This is a genomic window from Enterobacter sp. ECC-019 (assembly GCF_043974075.1).
Lineage (GTDB): Bacteria > Pseudomonadota > Gammaproteobacteria > Enterobacterales > Enterobacteriaceae > Enterobacter > Enterobacter asburiae_D.
Map to the genome: position 1 here is coordinate 2871005 of NZ_CP143759.1, position 17982 is coordinate 2888986.

At 56.6% G+C, this 17982-nt stretch carries 16 protein-coding genes; 9 read left to right on the forward strand and 7 right to left on the reverse strand.

The features are described from left to right. The first annotated feature begins 72 nt into the window (after positions 1-72). Together V1566_RS13710 and V1566_RS13715 are read left to right on the forward strand one after the other, a co-directional pair. Entirely contained in the window at positions 73-1440 is a 1368-nt protein-coding gene (locus tag V1566_RS13710; RefSeq protein WP_240608375.1) for an MFS transporter, read from the forward strand. 220 nt (positions 1441-1660) lie between these two features. Next, positions 1661-3124, forward strand: a complete 1464-nt coding sequence (locus V1566_RS13715; RefSeq protein ID WP_395303636.1) for a mannitol dehydrogenase family protein — start codon at positions 1661-1663, stop codon at positions 3122-3124. Positions 3125-3167: 43 nt separating this feature from the next. Here V1566_RS13715 and ydfZ read toward each other — a convergent pair whose 3' ends face one another. Next, positions 3168-3371, reverse strand: a complete 204-nt coding sequence (gene ydfZ / locus V1566_RS13720) for a putative selenium delivery protein YdfZ (protein ID WP_014883679.1) — start codon at positions 3369-3371, stop codon at positions 3168-3170. A 286-nt stretch (positions 3372-3657) separates the two neighbouring features. Between ydfZ and V1566_RS13725 the strand changes: the two genes are divergently transcribed. Further along, positions 3658-4089, forward strand: coding sequence for a universal stress protein (locus V1566_RS13725; protein WP_023335546.1), 432 nt, complete (start codon positions 3658-3660; stop codon positions 4087-4089). 34 nt (positions 4090-4123) lie between these two features. On the opposite strand, the gene V1566_RS13730 is transcribed toward V1566_RS13725, so the two are convergent. Then, a complete protein-coding gene (locus V1566_RS13730; protein WP_063145668.1) occupies positions 4124-4810 on the reverse strand; it encodes a GntR family transcriptional regulator in 687 nt (228 codons plus the stop codon). A 91-nt stretch (positions 4811-4901) separates the two neighbouring features. Beyond that, positions 4902-5648: a bifunctional NADP-dependent 3-hydroxy acid dehydrogenase/3-hydroxypropionate dehydrogenase YdfG gene (ydfG, locus tag V1566_RS13735; protein WP_023311558.1), complete on the reverse strand. Its 747-nt coding sequence runs from the start codon at positions 5646-5648 to the stop codon at positions 4902-4904. A 142-nt stretch (positions 5649-5790) separates the two neighbouring features. Between ydfG and dcp the strand changes: the two genes are divergently transcribed. Then, complete coding sequence (gene dcp / locus V1566_RS13740) at positions 5791-7824, forward strand: peptidyl-dipeptidase Dcp (protein ID WP_395303637.1); 2034 nt, start codon at positions 5791-5793, stop codon at positions 7822-7824. A gap of 87 nt (positions 7825-7911) precedes the next feature. On the opposite strand, the gene uspF is transcribed toward dcp, so the two are convergent. Further along, positions 7912-8346 carry a universal stress protein UspF gene (gene uspF, locus V1566_RS13745; protein ID WP_395303638.1) on the reverse strand — a complete coding sequence of 145 codons (435 nt, stop codon included), beginning with the start codon at positions 8344-8346 and terminating at the stop codon, positions 7912-7914. 225 nt (positions 8347-8571) lie between these two features. After that, positions 8572-9243 (reverse strand): MgtC family protein, encoded by a 672-nt coding sequence (locus V1566_RS13750; RefSeq protein WP_395303639.1) that lies wholly within the window; start codon positions 9241-9243, stop codon positions 8572-8574. 457 nt (positions 9244-9700) lie between these two features. Here V1566_RS13750 and V1566_RS13755 point away from each other — a divergent pair, with 457 nt between their 5' ends. Then, positions 9701-10909 carry an MFS transporter gene (locus V1566_RS13755; RefSeq protein WP_395303640.1) on the forward strand — a complete coding sequence of 403 codons (1209 nt, stop codon included), beginning with the start codon at positions 9701-9703 and terminating at the stop codon, positions 10907-10909. Positions 10910-10928: 19 nt separating this feature from the next. Here V1566_RS13755 and V1566_RS13760 read toward each other — a convergent pair whose 3' ends face one another. After that, entirely contained in the window at positions 10929-11918 is a 990-nt protein-coding gene (locus V1566_RS13760) for a 2-hydroxyacid dehydrogenase (protein ID WP_008502392.1), read from the reverse strand. A gap of 210 nt (positions 11919-12128) precedes the next feature. Between V1566_RS13760 and V1566_RS13765 the strand changes: the two genes are divergently transcribed. From V1566_RS13765 to V1566_RS13775, 3 genes are read left to right on the forward strand one after another with little or no spacing between them, the layout of a single operon-like run. Then, positions 12129-14768, forward strand: coding sequence for a YdbH family protein (locus V1566_RS13765; RefSeq protein WP_395303641.1), 2640 nt, complete (start codon positions 12129-12131; stop codon positions 14766-14768). Beyond that, positions 14765-14956, forward strand: coding sequence for a YnbE family lipoprotein (locus V1566_RS13770; protein WP_395303642.1), 192 nt, complete (start codon positions 14765-14767; stop codon positions 14954-14956). Before V1566_RS13765 ends, V1566_RS13770 begins: the two co-directional genes overlap by 4 nt. A gap of 7 nt (positions 14957-14963) precedes the next feature. Next, complete coding sequence (locus tag V1566_RS13775) at positions 14964-15281, forward strand: YdbL family protein (protein ID WP_028017556.1); 318 nt, start codon at positions 14964-14966, stop codon at positions 15279-15281. Here V1566_RS13775 and feaR read toward each other — a convergent pair whose 3' ends face one another. Further along, entirely contained in the window at positions 15282-16190 is a 909-nt protein-coding gene (gene feaR / locus V1566_RS13780) for a transcriptional regulator FeaR (protein ID WP_395303643.1), read from the reverse strand. A gap of 241 nt (positions 16191-16431) precedes the next feature. Between feaR and V1566_RS13785 the strand changes: the two genes are divergently transcribed. After that, positions 16432-17931, forward strand: coding sequence for an aldehyde dehydrogenase family protein (locus V1566_RS13785; protein WP_395303644.1), 1500 nt, complete (start codon positions 16432-16434; stop codon positions 17929-17931). Positions 17932-17982 lie beyond the last annotated feature (51 nt).

Sequence of the window (17982 nt, forward strand, 5' to 3'; positions counted from 1 at the left end):
CCTTTACGCGGTTAAGAGCCTGCGCAGACAGGCTCTATGTGGTACGCATCTTACCCTTCAGAGATAGCCATTATGACGCAAGCACAACCTCAAAGAACTACCTCCGATCTGGTGAAAGCCGCCGTTTCCGGCTGGCTGGGCACCGCCCTGGAGTTTATGGACTTTCAGCTTTACTCGCTGGGGGCTGCCCTGGTCTTTCACGAGATCTTCTTCCCGGAACAGTCAGCCGCGATGGCGCTGATCCTCGCGATGGGGACCTACGGCGCAGGCTATATCGCACGCATTGTCGGCGCCTTTATCTTTGGCAGAATGGGCGACAGCATTGGTCGTAAGAAGGTGCTGTTTATCACCATCACCATGATGGGGATCTGCACCACGCTGATTGGCGTCCTGCCGACCTACGCGCAGATCGGGATTTTTGCTCCCGTTCTGCTGGTAACGCTGCGTATCATCCAGGGCCTGGGGGCCGGGGCTGAGATTTCCGGGGCCGGGACCATGCTGGCGGAGTACGCGCCGAAAGGGAAACGCGGCATTATCTCCTCGCTGGTGGCGATGGGCACTAACTGCGGAACGCTGAGCGCAACGGCGATCTGGGCAGTGATGTTCTTTGCCCTCGACCGTGAAGAGCTGATTGCCTGGGGCTGGCGCGTGCCGTTCCTCGCCAGCGTCGTGGTGATGATTTTCGCCATCTGGCTGCGAATGAACCTGAAAGAGAGCCCGGTCTTTGAGAAAGTGAACGATGCCCAAACCGTACAGCCGGACACCTCGCTGGGTTCAATGGTGAAAAGTAAATCCTTCTGGCTGGCGACCGGCCTGCGTTTCGGTCAGGCGGGCAACTCGGGTCTGATCCAGACGTTCCTCGCCGGGTATCTGGTCCAGACGCTGCTGTTCGATAAAGCCATCCCGACCGATGCGCTGATGGTAAGCTCCATTCTCGGGTTTATCTCCATTCCGCTGCTGGGCTGGCTTTCCGATAAAGTAGGGCGCCGTCTGCCGTACATTATCCTCAATGTCTCCGCCATTCTTCTCGCGTATCCGATGCTCTCTATCATCGTCGATAAGAGCTATGCGCCGGGGACAATTATGCTCTCTATCATCGTTATCCATAACTTCGCCGTACTGGGGCTGTTTGCGCTGGAAAATATCACCATGGCTGAGATGTTTGGCTCGCGAAATCGCTTTACCCGCATGGCTATCTCGAAAGAGGCGGGCGGTCTGGTGGCGGTGGGCTTTGGTCCGGTGCTGGCGGGGATCTTCTGCAACATGACCGGCTCCTGGTGGCCGATCGTCGCCATGCTGGTGGCCTATTCCGTGATTGGGCTGGTCTCGGCGATCCTGATGCCGGAAGTGCGCGACCGTGATTTGAGCGCGGCGCACGACGCAGCGGAGTCCGCGCCAGAGGAGAGTGTGGGTTACGGCGCGGTCTCCTCGCGACGCTAATGGTTTATAACTTACGTGACCTGTCACATAACTTTATCTTTATGTCACACCACATGAGCAAAAGTTAATATAAATCAAAATCTCAAACGGCAGTATCAGTATGGTTGATGGCAGTTATTTTTTTACTCCAACTGCCATTCTAGTTGGTGTAGTCAGCAGGCGCAGCCGCTTCAGAAGGAGCGGCTGCGATCCACAGCTTTCTAATTAACGAGTCTTAATCATGGAAAACACTTTATTACAGGCCAACGCGACGCTGCCTCAGTACGATCGCGACAGCCTAAAAGCACGCATTGTACATTTAGGCTTTGGCGCATTTCACCGCGCGCATCAGGCGGTGTATGCCGACATTCTCGCGGCCGAGCACGGCAGCGACTGGGGCTACTGTGAGGTTAACCTGATTGGCGGCGAGCAGCAGATTGCCGATCTGAACGCGCAGGATAATCTTTATACCGTGGCGGAGATGTCTGCCGATGCATGGACGTCCCGCGTGGTTGGCGTGGTCAAAAAGGCCCTCCATGCGCAGGTTGACGGGCTGGAGACCGTGCTGGCAGCGATGTGTGAACCGCAGGTGGCGATTGTCTCGCTGACCATCACCGAGAAGGGATACTGCCACTCACCGGCGACGGGGCAACTGATGCTCGATCACCCGTTTATCGTCGCCGACCTGCAAAACCCGCACCAGCCGAAATCTGCGCCGGGCGTGGTGGTGGAAGCGCTGGCGCGTCGCAAAGCGGCGGGTCTGCCTGCGTTTAGCGTGATGTCCTGCGACAACATGCCGGAGAACGGCCACGTGATGCGCAATGTGACCTGCGCGTACGCCCGGGCGGTAGACGGTGAGCTGGCGGACTGGATCGAGGCTAATGTTACCTTCCCGTCAACCATGGTGGATCGCATCGTGCCGGCGGTTACGCCCGATACGCTGGATAAAATTGAGCAATTGACCGGCGTGCGAGACCCGGCGGCAGTAGCCTGTGAACCGTTCCGCCAGTGGGTAATCGAAGACAACTTTGTGGCAGGACGTCCCGAGTGGGAAAAAGCCGGTGCCGAGCTGGTGTCAGACGTGATCCCGTTTGAAGAGATGAAGCTGCGCATGCTCAACGGCAGCCACTCGTTCCTGGCGTACCTGGGCTACCTGGCCGGATACCAGCATATCAACGACTGTATGGAAGATGAGAACTACCGCCTCGCCGCACACGCGCTGATGCTTAACGAGCAGGCCCCCACGCTGAAAGTGAAGGGCGTTGATTTAGGCCACTATGCCGATCTCCTGATTGCCCGCTACAGCAACCCGGCCCTGCGCCATCGGACATGGCAAATCGCAATGGACGGTAGCCAGAAGCTCCCGCAGCGGATGCTGGACTCCGTGCGCTGGCACCTGGTGCACCAGAAACCTTTCCCACTGCTGGCGCTGGGCGTGGCAGGGTGGATGCGTTATGTCGGCGGTGTGGATGAGCAGGGTAACGCCATCGACGTGAGCGATCCGCAGCTGGCGGTGATTCAGTCGGCGGTGAAGGGAAGTGCGGAAGGGGAAAGTCGGGTTAACGCGCTGCTCGGCATTGAGGCCATCTTTGGTAAAGAGTTACCGCAGGAGTCGCGCTTTGTTGCTGCGGTGATGACCGCGTACCGGTCGTTGCTGCAACAGGGCGCGAAAGCGACCGTGGCCCGGTACGCGTACCAACGGTAATTCAGCACATGCCGCCGCGCGCGGCGGCATATCTGCGCACAGTTTAGTGCATCCCCAGGCGAATCAGCTCAATCGGCTCGAACTTACCTTCGCATCCTTCCACTTCAACCGTTTTGCTGCGGCGCACCTGCGCGGCATCCAGCCCGTCGCTGTGGATCGCCTTAATCACGCCAGTTTTGCCCGTGCCGCTAATCATGACGCGGCTACCGGTGGTGATTGCATTGCGGTTACGGTCGTATGTCATCATGGTATTTTCTCCTCTCTAACCTGTTCGTTACGGCGCTATTTCAGGTTTGCCGTTCACGGGGCATATAAATACGCCTGTCCGCGTTTCATGTTTTTGTTTTTGATCAAACTCACACTTTTTTCTTTATTGCGTTGGGTGCTGACGGTTCAGGACAGTTATTTACAAAGCAGACCGTTATTTTCATTAACTGATAGTTTCGACAGGGAAGCGTTGAGGGTTGGTTTAAATTCCTGATGTCATTCTGGGGGCAGGAAATAACCCTTCATCGGAATAAGGAGTCAGGCTTATGTATAAGAGCATTTTGATGCCTGTAGACGTGTTTGAAATGGATTTGAGCGACAAAGCGGTTCGCCACGCGGCAAACCTGGCGAAGGCAGAGGGCGCGTCGATTACCCTGGTCAACATTCTGCCAGCCAGCAGTCGGTCTCTGCTGCGCGGGTTCAACGCCGATATTAAAAAGTTTGAAGAGTATATGACCGCAGAATCCGGCAAGAAAATGAATGAGTTAAAAAGACTGTTCGATATTGCCCCGGAGAATATTCACAGCATGGTGCGTTTTGGTAACGTCCGCGATGAAATTATCAAGCTGAGCAAGGAGGGGGAATATGATGCGATTGTTATCGGGTCGAAAAATCCGAGCATCTCCACCCATCTGCTGGGTTCAAATGCGGAATCTATTCTGCGCTATGCCACGATCCCGGTGTTAGTCGTTCGCTAATCAGGTCGCCGCACCCGAAAGGGGGCGGCAAATATTACTCTTCGCTAAACCACTCGCTATTTTCCTGACGAATCAGCTGCACGGATTCGCTGATCTCCTGCAGATGCAGCGTCATCGCTTTTTCCACGCCGTCCGCATCGCGTTTCTCAAGCGCGCTGAAAATATCATGATGCTGTCGAAGCAGCATTTCCGGCGGGGAGACGTGATCGAGGCTCATGTAGCGCACGCGGTCAATGGTGGCCTTGATGTTTTCGATGGTGTCCCAGGCCAGCTGACAATCGGCAATCTGCGCCAGTTTCTGGTGGAATTCATCATCAAGCTGGAAGAAGTCATTCAGCTGCTTACGGTCAATCGCAATCCGCTGCTGGTGCAGGTTCTGCTCCAGCAGGTAACACTGGTTGTCGTTGATAAGCGTTGCGGCACGGCGCGCGACCGCGCATTCAATGGCCTGGCGAACGAAACAGCCGTTGCGTACCTGAGAGAGTGAAATTTTGTTCACATAACTGCCACGCTGCGGGCGGATCTGTATCAGACCGTTCTCGGCAAGCTTAATAAACGCTTCGCGCACCGGCTGACGGGAAACGTCAAAACGCACGGAGACCTCTTTTTCAGAAAGCGGCGTTCCCGGTGGGATCAGGCAGTGGACAATATCACGTCGCAAAATGCGATAGATTTGCTGGTTAACGGGCTGGGTGGGATTGAGTTGCGATTCAGCGGCCATGAGTTGTCATTTCTCAGAGAGTTAGCCTGTACATACTACCATTCTTTTAGGGACCGAAACAGACCCGGCCCGCAGGCCGGGAAGGGCAGATTTAGCCACGATGGACGCTAAGTCCGGCAAAACTCTGGCTGACTGGCATCATTTCGACGGTATTGATGTTGACGTGTTTTGGCAGCGTCGCCACCCACCAGACCGTTTCGGTCACATCTTCCGGCGTCAGCGCGTTAGCATTTTCGTAGGTTTTGCCCGCTTTCGCGTCATCGCCTTTGAAACGCACGTTGGAAAACTCGGTGCCGCCTACCAGGCCCGGCTCGATATCGGTGACGCGAATGGCGGTGCCGTGCAGATCGGTACGCAGGTTAAGGCTGAACTGGCGCACAAACGCCTTCGTCGCGCCATAGACGTTGCCGCCCGCGTAAGGCCAGCTCCCGGCGGTGGAACCAATATTGATAATGTGGCCGCGGTTGCGCTCGACCATGCCCGGCAGCACCGCGCGGGTCATATAGACCAGCCCTTTGTTGTTGGTGTCGATCATGTTTTCCCAGTCTTCAACGCTGGCTTTGTGCGCGGGCTCCATGCCCAGCGCCAGACCGGCATTGTTGACCAGCACGTCGATGGCGCGCCACTCGGCGGGCAGGTTGGCAATCATCTCTTCAATGGCCGCGCGGTTACGCACGTCCAGCTGCGCGGTCAGGATGCTGTCGCCTAATTCGTCTTTCAGCTCCTGCAGGCGCTCCTGACGACGGCCCGTGGCAATAACCTTGTGCCCGTTGGCGACGAAGCGACGCGTGATGCTTTCACCAAAACCTGCCGTTGCCCCGGTAACTAAAATAATCATCTCACTGTTCCTCAACGCTTTTTGTGTTGTACTAACATAGCACGGCCGCAGAGGGTGCGTTAAGGCAACATTTGTATGACGGCGTTGCAGGGGATGGCGGCCTGGCCTACTCTGGGAGGATACCCGTACTCAGGAGCGAAAGATGACGGCCACGAATCCCTTTTTTGACATCAGCCTGTTGCCCTATCAGGCCCCCCGTTTTGATGAGATCAACGACGGCCACTATCGCCCGGCCTTCGATGAAGCGCTTCGCCAGAAGCGGGCGGACATTGACGCCATTGTGTCTCAGGCCGCAGCGCCTGACTTCACTAACACCGTGCTGGCGCTGGAGAAAAGCGGCGCCATGCTCTCGCGCGTCAGCAGCGTGTTCTTCGCCATGACCTCCGCGCACACCAATGCGTACCTGCAGGAGCTTGAGGAGCAGTTCTCCACCGAGCTTGCCGCGCTGGCGAACGATATCTGGCTGAATGACGTGCTTTTCGCCCGCGTGGAGAGCGTCTGGCAGGACCGTGCCGCGCTGGACGCCGAATCCCGTCGGCTGGTCGAGGAGACCTGGCAGCGATTTATTCTGGCCGGCGCGCGTCTCAATGAAGCAGAAAAAGCCGAGCTGAAGGCGCTGAATACCGAGGCGGCCACCCTGACCAGCCAGTTTAACCAGCGTCTGCTGGCTGCCGATAAGACGGGCGGGCTGGTGGTGGATTACGCGCACCAGCTTGACGGGCTCAGCGCCAGCGAGATCGCCGACGCGGCGCAGGCTGCCGCGGAGCGAGGGCTAAACGATCGCTGGCTGATCTCGCTTCTGAACACGACCCAACAGCCCGCGCTTTCTGCGCTGCGCAATCGTCAGACCCGCGAAAACCTGTTCAACGCGGGCTGGACGCGCACCCAGAAAGGGGATCAAAACGACACTCGCGAGCTGATCCTCCGCCTTACGGCGCTACGTGCGCGGCAGGCCCGCCTGCTGGGTTTTGAGGATTACGCCAGCTGGAGTATCGCCGACCAGATGGCGAAAACCGCGGACGCCGCGCTGGCCTTTATGCGCGGCATTGTGCCTGCTGCCCGCGCCCGTGCAGAGCGAGAGCAGGCCGATATTCAGAAAGTCATTGATGATGAGCAGGGTGGTTTCACCGCGCAGACCTGGGACTGGGCTTTTTATGCCGAACGCGTGCGTCAGGCAAAATATGCCCTCGATGAATCGCAAATCAAACCCTATTTTGCGCTCAATACCGTATTGCACGATGGCGTATTCTGGGCTGCCAGCCAGCTGTTTGGCATTCGCTTTGTGGAGCGCTTCGATATCCCGGTGTATCACCCGGACGTCCGGGTCTGGGAAATTTTCGACCACACCGGTGAGGGCATGGCGCTGTTTTACGGCGACTTCTTTGCCCGTGATTCCAAACAGGGCGGGGCCTGGATGGGGAATTTCGTCGAGCAATCCTTCGAGCTTGCTGCCCGTCCGGTGATCTATAACGTCTGTAACTACCAAAAACCCGCTAACGGCGGCGTCGCGCTTCTCTCCTGGGATGACGTGATTACCCTGTTCCACGAGTTTGGCCATACGCTGCACGGCCTGTTTGCCAGCCAGCGTTTCGCCACGCTTTCCGGGACCAATACGCCGCGTGATTTCGTTGAATTCCCTTCACAAATTAATGAGCACTGGGCCAGCCATCCACAGGTATTTACCCACTACGCCCGCCATTATGAAACCGGTGAACCGATGCCGGACGCGCTGCGTGAAAGCATGCTCAACGCGACCCATTTCAACAAGGGTTATGACATGACGGAACTGCTGGCCGCCGCGCTGCTGGACATGAACTGGCACGGCATCGGTGAGGCCGTTTCAAGCGTAGACGCGTTTGAAGCGGCAGCGTTGAAAAAAGAGGGGCTGGATCTGCCCGCCGTACCGCCACGCTATCGCAGCAGCTATTTTGCCCATATTTTTGGCGGCGGCTACGCGGCAGGGTATTACGCCTACCTGTGGACGCAAATGCTCGCGGACGATGGCTACCAGTGGTTTGTCGAACAGGGCGGACTGACTCGTGAAAACGGGCAAAAATTCCGCGAGGCGATTTTGTCCCGTGGTAACAGCACGGATTTAGCTGAACTGTATCGCAACTGGCGCGGGCACGATCCGAAGATTGAACCGATGCTGGAGAATCGCGGGTTGAGCGAATAGCGTCAGTCTCGTCAGAAAAAAGAACCGGGCTTTGCGCCCGGTTTTTTTCTGCTATCTGACCATAACTATGAGCGTAAACGCAGCGTTCTATCTTACGACCAGCACAGGGCATTTCGCATGCCGCACCACTGCCGCAGCGTTTGAACCCAACAGATATGTTGATATGTCAGGCTTGTGGGAGGCGATGATAATCAGGTCGGCGCCGATCGTGTCAGCAAGCTTAAGGATTTGATCCTTAGGGGATCCCGTCACGGCGTGAGTCTGAATCTTGTCTGAAGGGATTTTGAATTGTTTAACAATTTCATCCAGTTTTGCTAAGGCCGCGTGCTGGAACTCTTTCAGCTTCGGCATTTCTACCGAGTAGGCCAAACCTAATGATGAATAATAAGGAAGCGATGGAATAACAGTAAGAAAGTGGACTTTGGCTGTGTTAAGTGCTGAGTGCGCCTGAACGAAGGGGATAACCATGTGTGTCAGGCTATCCTCCGATATGTCAATTGGAACTAAAATTGAGTTATACATGTGTCCCTCCTGAGTGTTTTTCACACAACTCAGGTTAGACCGTTAATTTCAGGAAAACAGAGAGCACGCTGTCACAACGGGGATAAATTTCAGTTATGTGATATTAGTCGAACCTGCCTGACATTCCGTCATGGCAATGAACATTCTCGCTTCCTGAGCTGCGTTATTGTCAGTGACCGTGCAATACGCCAGCGTCTATACCGGGCGAAATGCCCGGTAATATCCTTATATTGCGTGACAGCTGACGGACGCGATAATTTTATTCCCGCCCATATTACCCATAATCAGATCGAGTAATTTTCGGTATTCCTCCCGGGTCATCACCTCCGCCCGAATTTCAGTTTTACCTTCTGTTTGCGCCGTTGCGGAATAAATCGCTTTCAGACTTAACGTCAACTCTTTCGCCATGTTTACGATGCTCTGCCGCACCGCATCTTCATGCTCATCATTGCAGGTGATTTTCAGGACATAGCATTTTTCGCCTTCATGGAGCACGGGCAGTTGATTAATTCGCTGCGCGGCTTCGCGTAGCAATATGTTGGCACAGAGAATAATTACGCTGGCCATGGCGGCATTCCAGAACTGGCCTAATCCGCACAGTACGCCAATTCCGGCCGAGCACCACAGCGTTGCGGCGGTGTTCAGACCGCGAATATTCATTCCTTCACGCATAATGACGCCAGCGCCAAGAAAACCTATTCCGGAGACGATCTGCGCTGCGATACGCCCCGGGCTATCAGGAGAGGTGGATACCGAACTTAAAATGAACACCGCCGCACCCGTGGCAACCAGTGCATTGGTACGAAGCCCGGCCATACGCTGGCGCCACTGTCTTTCCGCGCCAATAATTGCGCCCAGCAGCATCGCTGCGAGCAGATGAGAGATATAAGGGAACATCAGCCTGTCGCCTGTTAACGTTATTAAATAATAAGCGTCAGTGCTTTGCTAAGCACATCATCACGCCGTTTAAATGCTAAGCGTATCAGGACGACGGTGGCGGAAAGAGTGAATGTGTAAACATGAACATCGCGATGCCCCACAAATTGAGCGGTTTTACTGTTTCGGGATACAATCGCTTAAAGAGGATTGCTGCCCACCGTTTAAGGCAAGCAGCGAGAAATTTGCGCTAGCTTACCTTCGTATCGACTATAAAATAACTTTCCAACGAAGGACTCCTGTGAAAATTTATGGCCAGTATAGACAGGCAAGATAATGAGTAAAGCGAAAAAACAGCCTCCTTTATGAATTGTTTAAGTTCGTAAGTCATATTTTTTAAGACGTCATCTGATTTTCAAAAATATCCGGTATACTACATTTCCTTTTTTACAGGCGATAACAGACAAAGGCAGGCAGTATGTCTCTTCGTTCGCTGCGGGCATTATGCCTGACAAGTTTTTTCATTGCGGATGTCCGCGATGGCCTCGGTCCTTTTCTCGGTATTTTTCTGACCGAACGCCACTGGACCCCCGATGATATCGGCATTCTGATGACAGCAGGTGGGCTGGCGGGATTACTCGCTACGCTGCCGGCGGGATTCATCACCGATACCTCACGCAGCAAGCGGACCGTGCTGGCGATGGTGTGCCTGCTGATCACTCTTAGCACGCTCCTGCTCTGGTTTAGCCAGCAGAGCGGCGTTGTCGCTGTTTCGCAAATCGTCACCGGTATCTGCGCGGCATTTGTCGGGCCATTGATCGCCGGGATTACGCTGGGGTTGACCGGCCAGAGCGGGTTCAGCGCGCAAATGGGCAAAAATGAGGCGTTCAATCATGGCGGTAATTTTGTCACCGCGCTGATTGCGGGCGGCATTGCATGGTACTGGGGCGTCGGCGGGATTTTCCTGCTGATGACCTGTACCACGCTGTTAACGCTGTGCGCGCTGCTTGCCATTCGCAACAGGGATATTGATAACGATGCGGCGCGAGGACTGTCCTCTTCCGCGAGCCTGCCGGTTCCCGGCTTTGCGGTGTTAATTAAAAACCGGGCGCTGTTCGTGACCGGACTGACGCTGCTGCTGTTTCACCTGGCGAATGCCGCGCTGCTGCCAATGCTGAGCATGAGGGTTGCCGCGGCACCTGCCTCGATCAACCCCGGTTTGTACGCGGCGGGCACCGTCATCATCTCTCAGGCGGTGATGATCCCCGTCGCCATCTGGGTCGCCCACCGACTAGACCGCTACGGTTACTGGCGCTTAATTATGCTGGCACTGCTGGTGATGCCGGTGCGCGCGGCGCTGGCAGCAATAACGGACGCACCGTTAATGATGATCCCGGTACAAATCCTCGACGGGCTGGCCGCCGGGATCCTGGGAGTGGTGGTACCGTCGTTTATCGTGATGCTGTTGCGCGGGAGCGGGCACGTCAATGCAGGGCAGAGTGTGGTGATGCTGATGCAGGGGGTTGGGGCATCCATGAGTCCGGCGTTAACCGGCACGATTGCGGGTCATTACTCTTTTGCGACGGCATTCAGTGTTCTGAGCGCGATTGCGCTGGTGGCCGTCCTGCTCTGGTGGTGCTTTGCGCACCGGACCTGGGAAACAGACAGTACGCCGGGTGGGGCATAGCCGCCACCCGGCGTCACGCTTATGCCAGTTCGTTAGGGCACGCTTCGCCTTTTTCCAGCTGTTGCAGGTTACCCAGCGTGGTTTCTGAAATGCTGATTAGCGCTTCGGCAGTCAGAAACGCCTGGTGTCCGGTAAACAGCACGTTATGGCAGGCAGACAGGCGGCGGAACACGTCGTCCTGAATCACATCATTAGACTTGTCTTCAAAGAACAGATCGCGTTCGTTCTCATACACGTCCATCCCCAGCGCGCCAATTTTCTGGGTTTTCAGCGCTTCGATAGCGGCCTGAGAGTCAACCAGCCCACCGCGGCTGGTGTTGATGATCATTACGCCATCTTTCATCTGGTCAAACGCCGCCTGGTTAAGCAGGTGGTAGTTCTCCGGCGTCAGCGGGCAGTGCAGGGAGATCACGTCAGACTGCGAGAACAGGGTTGGCAGGTCGACGTATTCCACGCCCAGATCCAGCGCAGCGGCGCTTGGGTACGGATCGAACGCCAGCAGACGCATGCCGAAGCCTTTCAGAATGCGCAGGGCAGCCACGCCAATTTTACCGGTGCCGATCACGCCCGCGGTTTTGCCGTACATGGTGAAGCCGGTCAGCCCTTCCAGCGAGAAGTTGGCGTCACGGGTACGCTGATAAGCGCGATGAATACGACGGTTGAGCGACATCATCATGCCAATCGCATGTTCCGCCACCGCTTCTGGGGAGTACGCCGGCACGCGCACCACCTTCAGACCCAGCTCTTTCGCCGCGTCGAGGTCCACGTTATTAAATCCCGCACAGCGCAGGGCGATGTACTTCACCCCCTGTTTTTTCAACTCTTCCAGCACCGGACGACTGCCGTCGTCGTTAACAAAAATGCAGACGCCTTCACAGCCGTGCGCCGTTTTGGCGGTTTTTTCGGACAGCAGAAAGTCGAAAAATTCAAGCTCAAACCCGTAAGCCTCGTTAACATGTTGCAGATACTTTTTGTCGTACTGCTTTGTGCTATATACCGCGAGTTTCATAAGACTTTCTCCAGTGATTTTGCATTCACGTTAGCATGATTAAAATTATCTTACAATTTCTAAAATATTATTGAATTCAATAAGTTCTATCAATTATTCTAGAGCATCTATCCTTAAAAATGGCATTCCCTTCAACTGACTGGCTAAACATGCGACAATGATCGGCACTGCCGGCTTAATTCTTTCGCTAAATCAGGATATTAACTGCCCATGAAGGGTAAATACAAAGCCGCTCTTGCGCTTTTACTGCTGTTCATATTGCTGCCGCTGACGCTGCTGATGACGCTCGCCCAGTGGGTACCGACGCTCGCCGGGATCTGGCTGCCCGTCGGGACGCGCATCGCATTCGAAGAGAGTCCGAAACTGACTCGCCACGCGCTGGTGATCCCCGATCTTCGCTATCTGGTTGAAGACTGCGAAATTGCCCGCATCGATAACGTGACGCTGTCACATCCGAGCCGCTGGAAGCTGGATATCGGCGCGCTGGATCTTAACTCCATTTGTCTGAGCAAAATTCCCGAGTCTGCGCCCTCAACGATCGCCCCCAAAACGCTGGCACAGTGGCAGGCGGTGTTACCCAATACCTGGCTCACGGTTCACCGTCTGACGCTATCGCCCTGGCAGCAGTGGCAGGGCGAACTTCATGCATCGCTGACGCCGTCCATTCAGGAGATCGCCTATAAAGGCGAGCAGGTCAGCATTAAAGGCACGCTTCGCGGTCAGACGCTCTCGGTCAGCCAGTTCGATGTACAGCTCCCGGACCAGCCGCAGCCGATTAAGCTGGTGGGCGAGTTTACCTTGCCGCTGGTACCGGATGGCGTGCCGGTGAAAGGTCACGCGGTCGCGACCTTTAACGTGCCACAGTTAACGTCTCTGGTCGATGCCGATCTGGACTGGGAAGACAACCAGGGACAACTGGTGGTGATGGCGCGGGACAACCCCGATCCGTTGCTCGACCTGCCATGGCAGATCACGGCGGAGCAGCTGAACATCAGCGACGGGCGCTGGAACTGGGATCTTTCGGGTATGCCGCTGAGCGGGCGTGTGTCCCTTCGCGCGGACAACTGGCAGCAGGGGTTGGATAAAACCACCCTGACCGGACGACTGAATGTGCTTACCCACGGTGACGCGGGGAAAGGCAACGCGGTACTGAACATTGGGCCCGGCAGGCTCGGCATGGAAAGCAGCGACATGCCCCTGCATCTCAGCGGCGAGGCGAAGCAAAACGATCTCATCCTTTACGCCAAATTGCCCGCCACGCTGACCGGCAGCCTGTATGAACCGCAGCTGGCCTTTGAGCCGGGCGCGCTGCTCCGCTCGCGCGGGCGCATCATTGACTCACTTGATATTGATGAAATTCGCTGGCCGCTGGCAGGCGTGAAGCTGACGCAGAAGGGCGTGGACGGCCGTTTACAGGCGATCCTGCGCGCCCATGAAAACGAGATGGGCGATTTTGAACTCCACCTGGACGGCCAGGCCAACGACTTTTTGCCTGATAACGGTCTGTGGCAGTGGCGCTACTGGGGTAAAGGCGGTTTTACGCCGATGCATGCCCGCTGGGATGTCGCCGGGAAAGGCGAGTGGCGCGACAACCTTATAGAGCTGACGGCGCTCTCCACCGGTTTTGACAAGCTCCAGTACGGCACGATGGAGGTCAGCAAGCCGCGCCTGGTGCTGGAAAAACCGGTGCGCTGGCTGCGTGACCCTGATAAACCGGCCTTCAGCGGCGCGCTGTCGCTCAACGCCGGGCAAACCCGTTTCTCCGGCGGCAGCGCATTGCCGCCCTCGGTCCTGACCTTTAGCGTCGACGGCACCGACCCAACCCTTTTTCAGTTTAAGGGCGACCTCCATGCGGACAAAATCGGCCCGGTACAGGTGAACGGTCGTTGGGACGGCGTGCGTCTTCGCGGGCAGGCCTGGTGGCCGAAACAGTCCCTCACCGTCTTCCAGCCGCTGATCCCGCCGGACTGGAAAATGACGCTGCGCGACGGGGAACTTTATGCTCAGGTCGCCTTCTCGGCGGCGGCCGATCAGGGCTTTGAGGCGGGCGGGCACGGCGTGCTGAAATCAGGCAGCGCCTGGATGCCTGATAACCAGATTAACGGCGTCGATTTTGTGCTGCCGTTCCGCTTCAGCGAGGGAACCTGGTCTCTCGGCACGCGCGGCCCGGTCACGTTGCGCATTGGCGAAGTGGAAAACCTGGTGACCGCGCGCAACATTACCGCCGATCTACAGGGGGATTATCCCTGGACGGAGGACAATCCGCTGCTGCTCACCAACGTGAAGGTGGAGGCCCTCGGCGGGAAGATCACCATGCAGCAGCTGCGGATGCCACAGCACGATCCGGCTCTGCTGCGCGTGGACAATATCTCCTCCAGCGAGCTGATTAGCGCCGTTAATCCGAAACAGTTTGCCATGTCTGGTCCGGTCAGCGGGGCGCTGCCGTTCTGGCTGGACAATGAAAAATGGATCATTAAAGATGGCTGGCTGACCAACCCGGGGCCAATGACGCTACGTATCGACAAAGATACGGCCGACGCCATCGTGAAAGATAATATGGTGGCGGGCGCGGCGATTAACTGGCTCCGCTATATGGAAATTTCGCGTTCGTGGACGAGAATCAATTTAGATAACCTGGGTGAATTAACCATGCAGGCGACCATCAAGGGGACCAGCCGGGTGGATGGCAAAAGCAGCTCCGTCAACCTGAACTATACCCATGACGAGAATGTCTTTACCCTCTGGCGCAGCCTGCGTTTTGGGGACAACCTGCAAACCTGGTTTGAGCAACATGCGGCGATACCTGCTCCCCGCAGTTCGACTGGCAAGGAAAGTGAGGAACAACAATGAAAAAGATGGCTGGTGTGCTCGCCGTTGCCGTTGCCGCGCTACTGACCGGCTGTACGCCGCGTATTGAAGTCGCTGCGCCAAAGGAGCCGATTACCATCAATATGAATGTCAAAATCGAACATGAGATCCATATTAAGGTCGATAAAGACGTTGAAACCCTGCTGAAATCGCGCAGCGATCTGTTCTGAGGATGCCATGAAACGATTAGCTCTGATTTTACTGGCGCTGGGGATGAACGTGCAGGCGGCTGCGCTGACCTTAAACGATGCCCGGGCGCAGGGGCGCGTGGGGGAAACCCTCAGCGGTTATCTTGCCCCAATTCAACAGGACGCGGAAACACTGGCGCTGGTCAATCGTATCAATGCGGCCCGCACGGAAAACTACCAGAAGCTGGCTGACAGCAATAATTTGCCGGTCGATGAAGTGGCCAAAATGGCAGGTCAAAAACTGGTTGCCCGCGCGCAGCCGGGCGAATACGTGAAGGGCATTAACGGAAAATGGCTCAAAAAGTAGTTAGCGGTAGCGCCTGCGGTATTCACCCGGCGAGACGCCAAAACGCTGCTTAAACGCCGTCGAAAAATGGCTATGGTCGGTGAACCCCCAGCTGTAGCCAATGCCCGCCAGTTTTTCATCATCACCGGCAGCGCGCAGTACCTGCGCGCACAGATCCAGACGACGGTTTTTGATGTACTGCGCCACCACCAGCCCCTTTTCGGCAAACATGCGGTACAGGCTGCGCACGGACATACCGCTCTCGGCGGCAATCCATTCGGGGCGCAGTGATTCAGACTGAATATGGTCGTCAATCAGCGCCACCACATGCTGGAACTGGCGTTCCTTGCGCGGCTGAATGATTTCACGCTGCTGGAAAGCGGGGCGCAGCAGGCAGATCATCGCTTCGAGCGCCGCTTCACTCTCCCGATTACTCAGGTCGGCATTGCTCATGCTCTCCATCAGCAGGCGATGGCTCAGCTGTACCGTGGGCAAGGTGCGGGAAAGGGCGGTCGCGCAGCTTATCTCCTGGAAACGACACTGCTGCTCAATAATCTGACGGGGAACCAGCAGCGAAATCTGGCGGGATTTTTCCCGCCAGTTGATCGAACAGGGACGCGATGCGTCAATCAGCGTGATATCACCGGTTCTGAGTACCGCGCGACGCTCATCCTGTTCAATTTCCGCGCTGCCTTCAAGCTGGAACACGGTATAGAACCAGGCATCGTTACTCTGAGCGATCTCCTGACGGGAGCGGAACAGGTTAACGCCGCCTGCGGTCACGGTGCTGAGCTTCAGGCTACGCGCATAGCTGGTTTCCAGCTCGCCGAAGAACTTCCCCTCGGTGGGCTGCGCGTTAAAACGCCCGCAAACCTGGTTAATTTGCGCCAGCCACTGCTGATACTGTTCCTGCTCGCTTGCACACGCCATCGTTTCTCTCACTGCACTGTCAACGTTTTCGCATTGTTGCATTTGTGTTGCATTTTGTCAGAGCTATGAGGCTGACTATAGGAAAGAACACTCACCGGTAACAGCGATATAAGCGGCAATTATCGCGATTTGCGGAGCCTGTCACAGGTGGCAAAGCGAATGTCACAGAGACAAAAGCGAGAATGCAAAACCCCACTTAGACTGGATGGACACCCTGCGAAGAATAACGAAGGAGTATCCTATGTCTGAATCACAGGTGGCCATTCAGCCTGCCGTACAACAATTTTTAGACCGACAGCATGGCCTGTGGATTGAAGGGCGTCAGGCCGCGTCGGACAGTGAAAAACGGCTGAACGTCTTCAACCCGGCCACGGGCGAGGTCATTGCCTCGACTGCCGATGCCAGCGTCGATGACGTTGACCGTGCCGTCATGTCCGGCTGGCGCGCGTTTGTCGCCCGCAGCTGGGCCGGAAAACTGCCGGCGGAGCGCGAGCGGATCCTGCTTCATTTCGCCGATCTGGTCGAACAGCACAGCGAAGAGCTGGCCCAGCTTGAAACGCTGGAGCAGGGCAAATCCATTAACATTTCCCGCATGTTTGAAGTCAGCTGCACCCTGAACTGGATGCGCTATACCGCCGGGCTGACCACCAAAATTTCGGGTAAGACCCTCGACCTTTCCATCCCGTTGCCGCAAGGCGCCCGCTATCAGGCGTGGACGCGTAAGGAGCCGGTGGGCGTGGTGGCCGGGATTGTGCCCTGGAACTTCCCGCTGATGATCGGGATGTGGAAAGTGATGCCTGCGCTGGCCGCGGGCTGCTCTATTGTCATCAAGCCGTCAGAAACCACGCCGCTGACCATGCTGCGCGTGGCGGAACTGGCAAGCGAAGCGGGCATTCCGGATGGGGTGTTCAACGTGGTAACCGGGAGCGGCGCGGTGTGTGGCGCAGCGCTGACCACGCATCCGCATATTGCAAAGGTGAGCTTTACCGGCTCAACGGCGACGGGTAAGCAAATCGCCCGCGCGGCGGCGGATACGCTAACCGGGGTGACCCTGGAGCTGGGTGGGAAAAACCCGGCTATCGTACTGAAAGACGCGGACCCGGCGTGGGTGATCGAAGGCCTGATGACCGGCAGCTTCCTGAACCAGGGGCAGGTGTGCGCGGCGAGCTCGCGCATCTACATTGAAGCACCGCTGTTTGACACGCTGGTCAGCGGGTTTGAGCAGGCGGTGAAATCCCTGAGCGTCGGGCCGGGCATGTCGCCGGAAGCGTTTATCAACCCGCTGGTGTCGCGTGCGCACTGCGACAAGGTGCAGACCTTCCTTGATGAAGCGAAGTCGCGCAGCGCGGAGCTGATCGTCGGTAACCGGGGGCCGGAAGGCAAAGGCTATTACGTTTCACCTACGCTGGTGGTGAACCCGGATGCCTCACTGCGCCTGACGCGTGAAGAGGTGTTTGGCCCGGTGGTCAACGTGGTGCGCGTCGCCGACGGGGAAGAGGCGCTCCAGCTGGCAAACGACAGCGAATATGGCCTGACGGCCAGCGTCTGGACGCAGAATATCAGCAAGGCGCTGGAGTACACCGACAGGCTGCAGGCGGGCACCGTCTGGGTGAACAGCCATACGCTGATCGACGCCAACCTGCCGTTCGGCGGCATGAAGCAGTCCGGCACCGGGCGTGACTTTGGTCCGGACTGGCTGGACGGCTGGTGTGAAACCAAGTCGGTTTGCGTGCGGTATTAAAAACACTGCCGGGTGGCGGCTACGCCTTACCCGGCCTACAACGACTCGCAC

Bases quoted from the DNA above. Each gene is read 5' to 3' on its own strand.
- V1566_RS13785 (WP_395303644.1), top strand. From the start codon at position 16,432: ATGTCTGAATCACAGGTGGCCATTCAGCCTGCCGTACAACAATTTTTA.
- V1566_RS13715 (WP_395303636.1), top strand. From the start codon at position 1,661: ATGGAAAACACTTTATTACAGGCCAACGCGACGCTGCCTCAGTACGAT.
- dcp (WP_395303637.1), top strand. From the start codon at position 5,791: ATGACGGCCACGAATCCCTTTTTTGACATCAGCCTGTTGCCCTATCAG.
- ydfZ (WP_014883679.1), bottom strand. From the start codon at position 3,371: ATGATGACATACGACCGTAACCGCAATGCAATCACCACCGGTAGCCGC.
- feaR (WP_395303643.1), bottom strand. From the start codon at position 16,190: ATGGCGTGTGCAAGCGAGCAGGAACAGTATCAGCAGTGGCTGGCGCAA.
- V1566_RS13775 (WP_028017556.1), top strand. From the start codon at position 14,964: ATGAAACGATTAGCTCTGATTTTACTGGCGCTGGGGATGAACGTGCAG.
- V1566_RS13725 (WP_023335546.1), top strand. From the start codon at position 3,658: ATGTATAAGAGCATTTTGATGCCTGTAGACGTGTTTGAAATGGATTTG.
- V1566_RS13760 (WP_008502392.1), bottom strand. From the start codon at position 11,918: ATGAAACTCGCGGTATATAGCACAAAGCAGTACGACAAAAAGTATCTG.
- V1566_RS13710 (WP_240608375.1), top strand. From the start codon at position 73: ATGACGCAAGCACAACCTCAAAGAACTACCTCCGATCTGGTGAAAGCC.
- uspF (WP_395303638.1), bottom strand. From the start codon at position 8,346: ATGTATAACTCAATTTTAGTTCCAATTGACATATCGGAGGATAGCCTG.
- V1566_RS13755 (WP_395303640.1), top strand. From the start codon at position 9,701: ATGTCTCTTCGTTCGCTGCGGGCATTATGCCTGACAAGTTTTTTCATT.
- V1566_RS13750 (WP_395303639.1), bottom strand. From the start codon at position 9,243: ATGTTCCCTTATATCTCTCATCTGCTCGCAGCGATGCTGCTGGGCGCA.
- V1566_RS13770 (WP_395303642.1), top strand. From the start codon at position 14,765: ATGAAAAAGATGGCTGGTGTGCTCGCCGTTGCCGTTGCCGCGCTACTG.
- V1566_RS13765 (WP_395303641.1), top strand. From the start codon at position 12,129: ATGAAGGGTAAATACAAAGCCGCTCTTGCGCTTTTACTGCTGTTCATA.
- V1566_RS13730 (WP_063145668.1), bottom strand. From the start codon at position 4,810: ATGGCCGCTGAATCGCAACTCAATCCCACCCAGCCCGTTAACCAGCAA.
- ydfG (WP_023311558.1), bottom strand. From the start codon at position 5,648: ATGATTATTTTAGTTACCGGGGCAACGGCAGGTTTTGGTGAAAGCATC.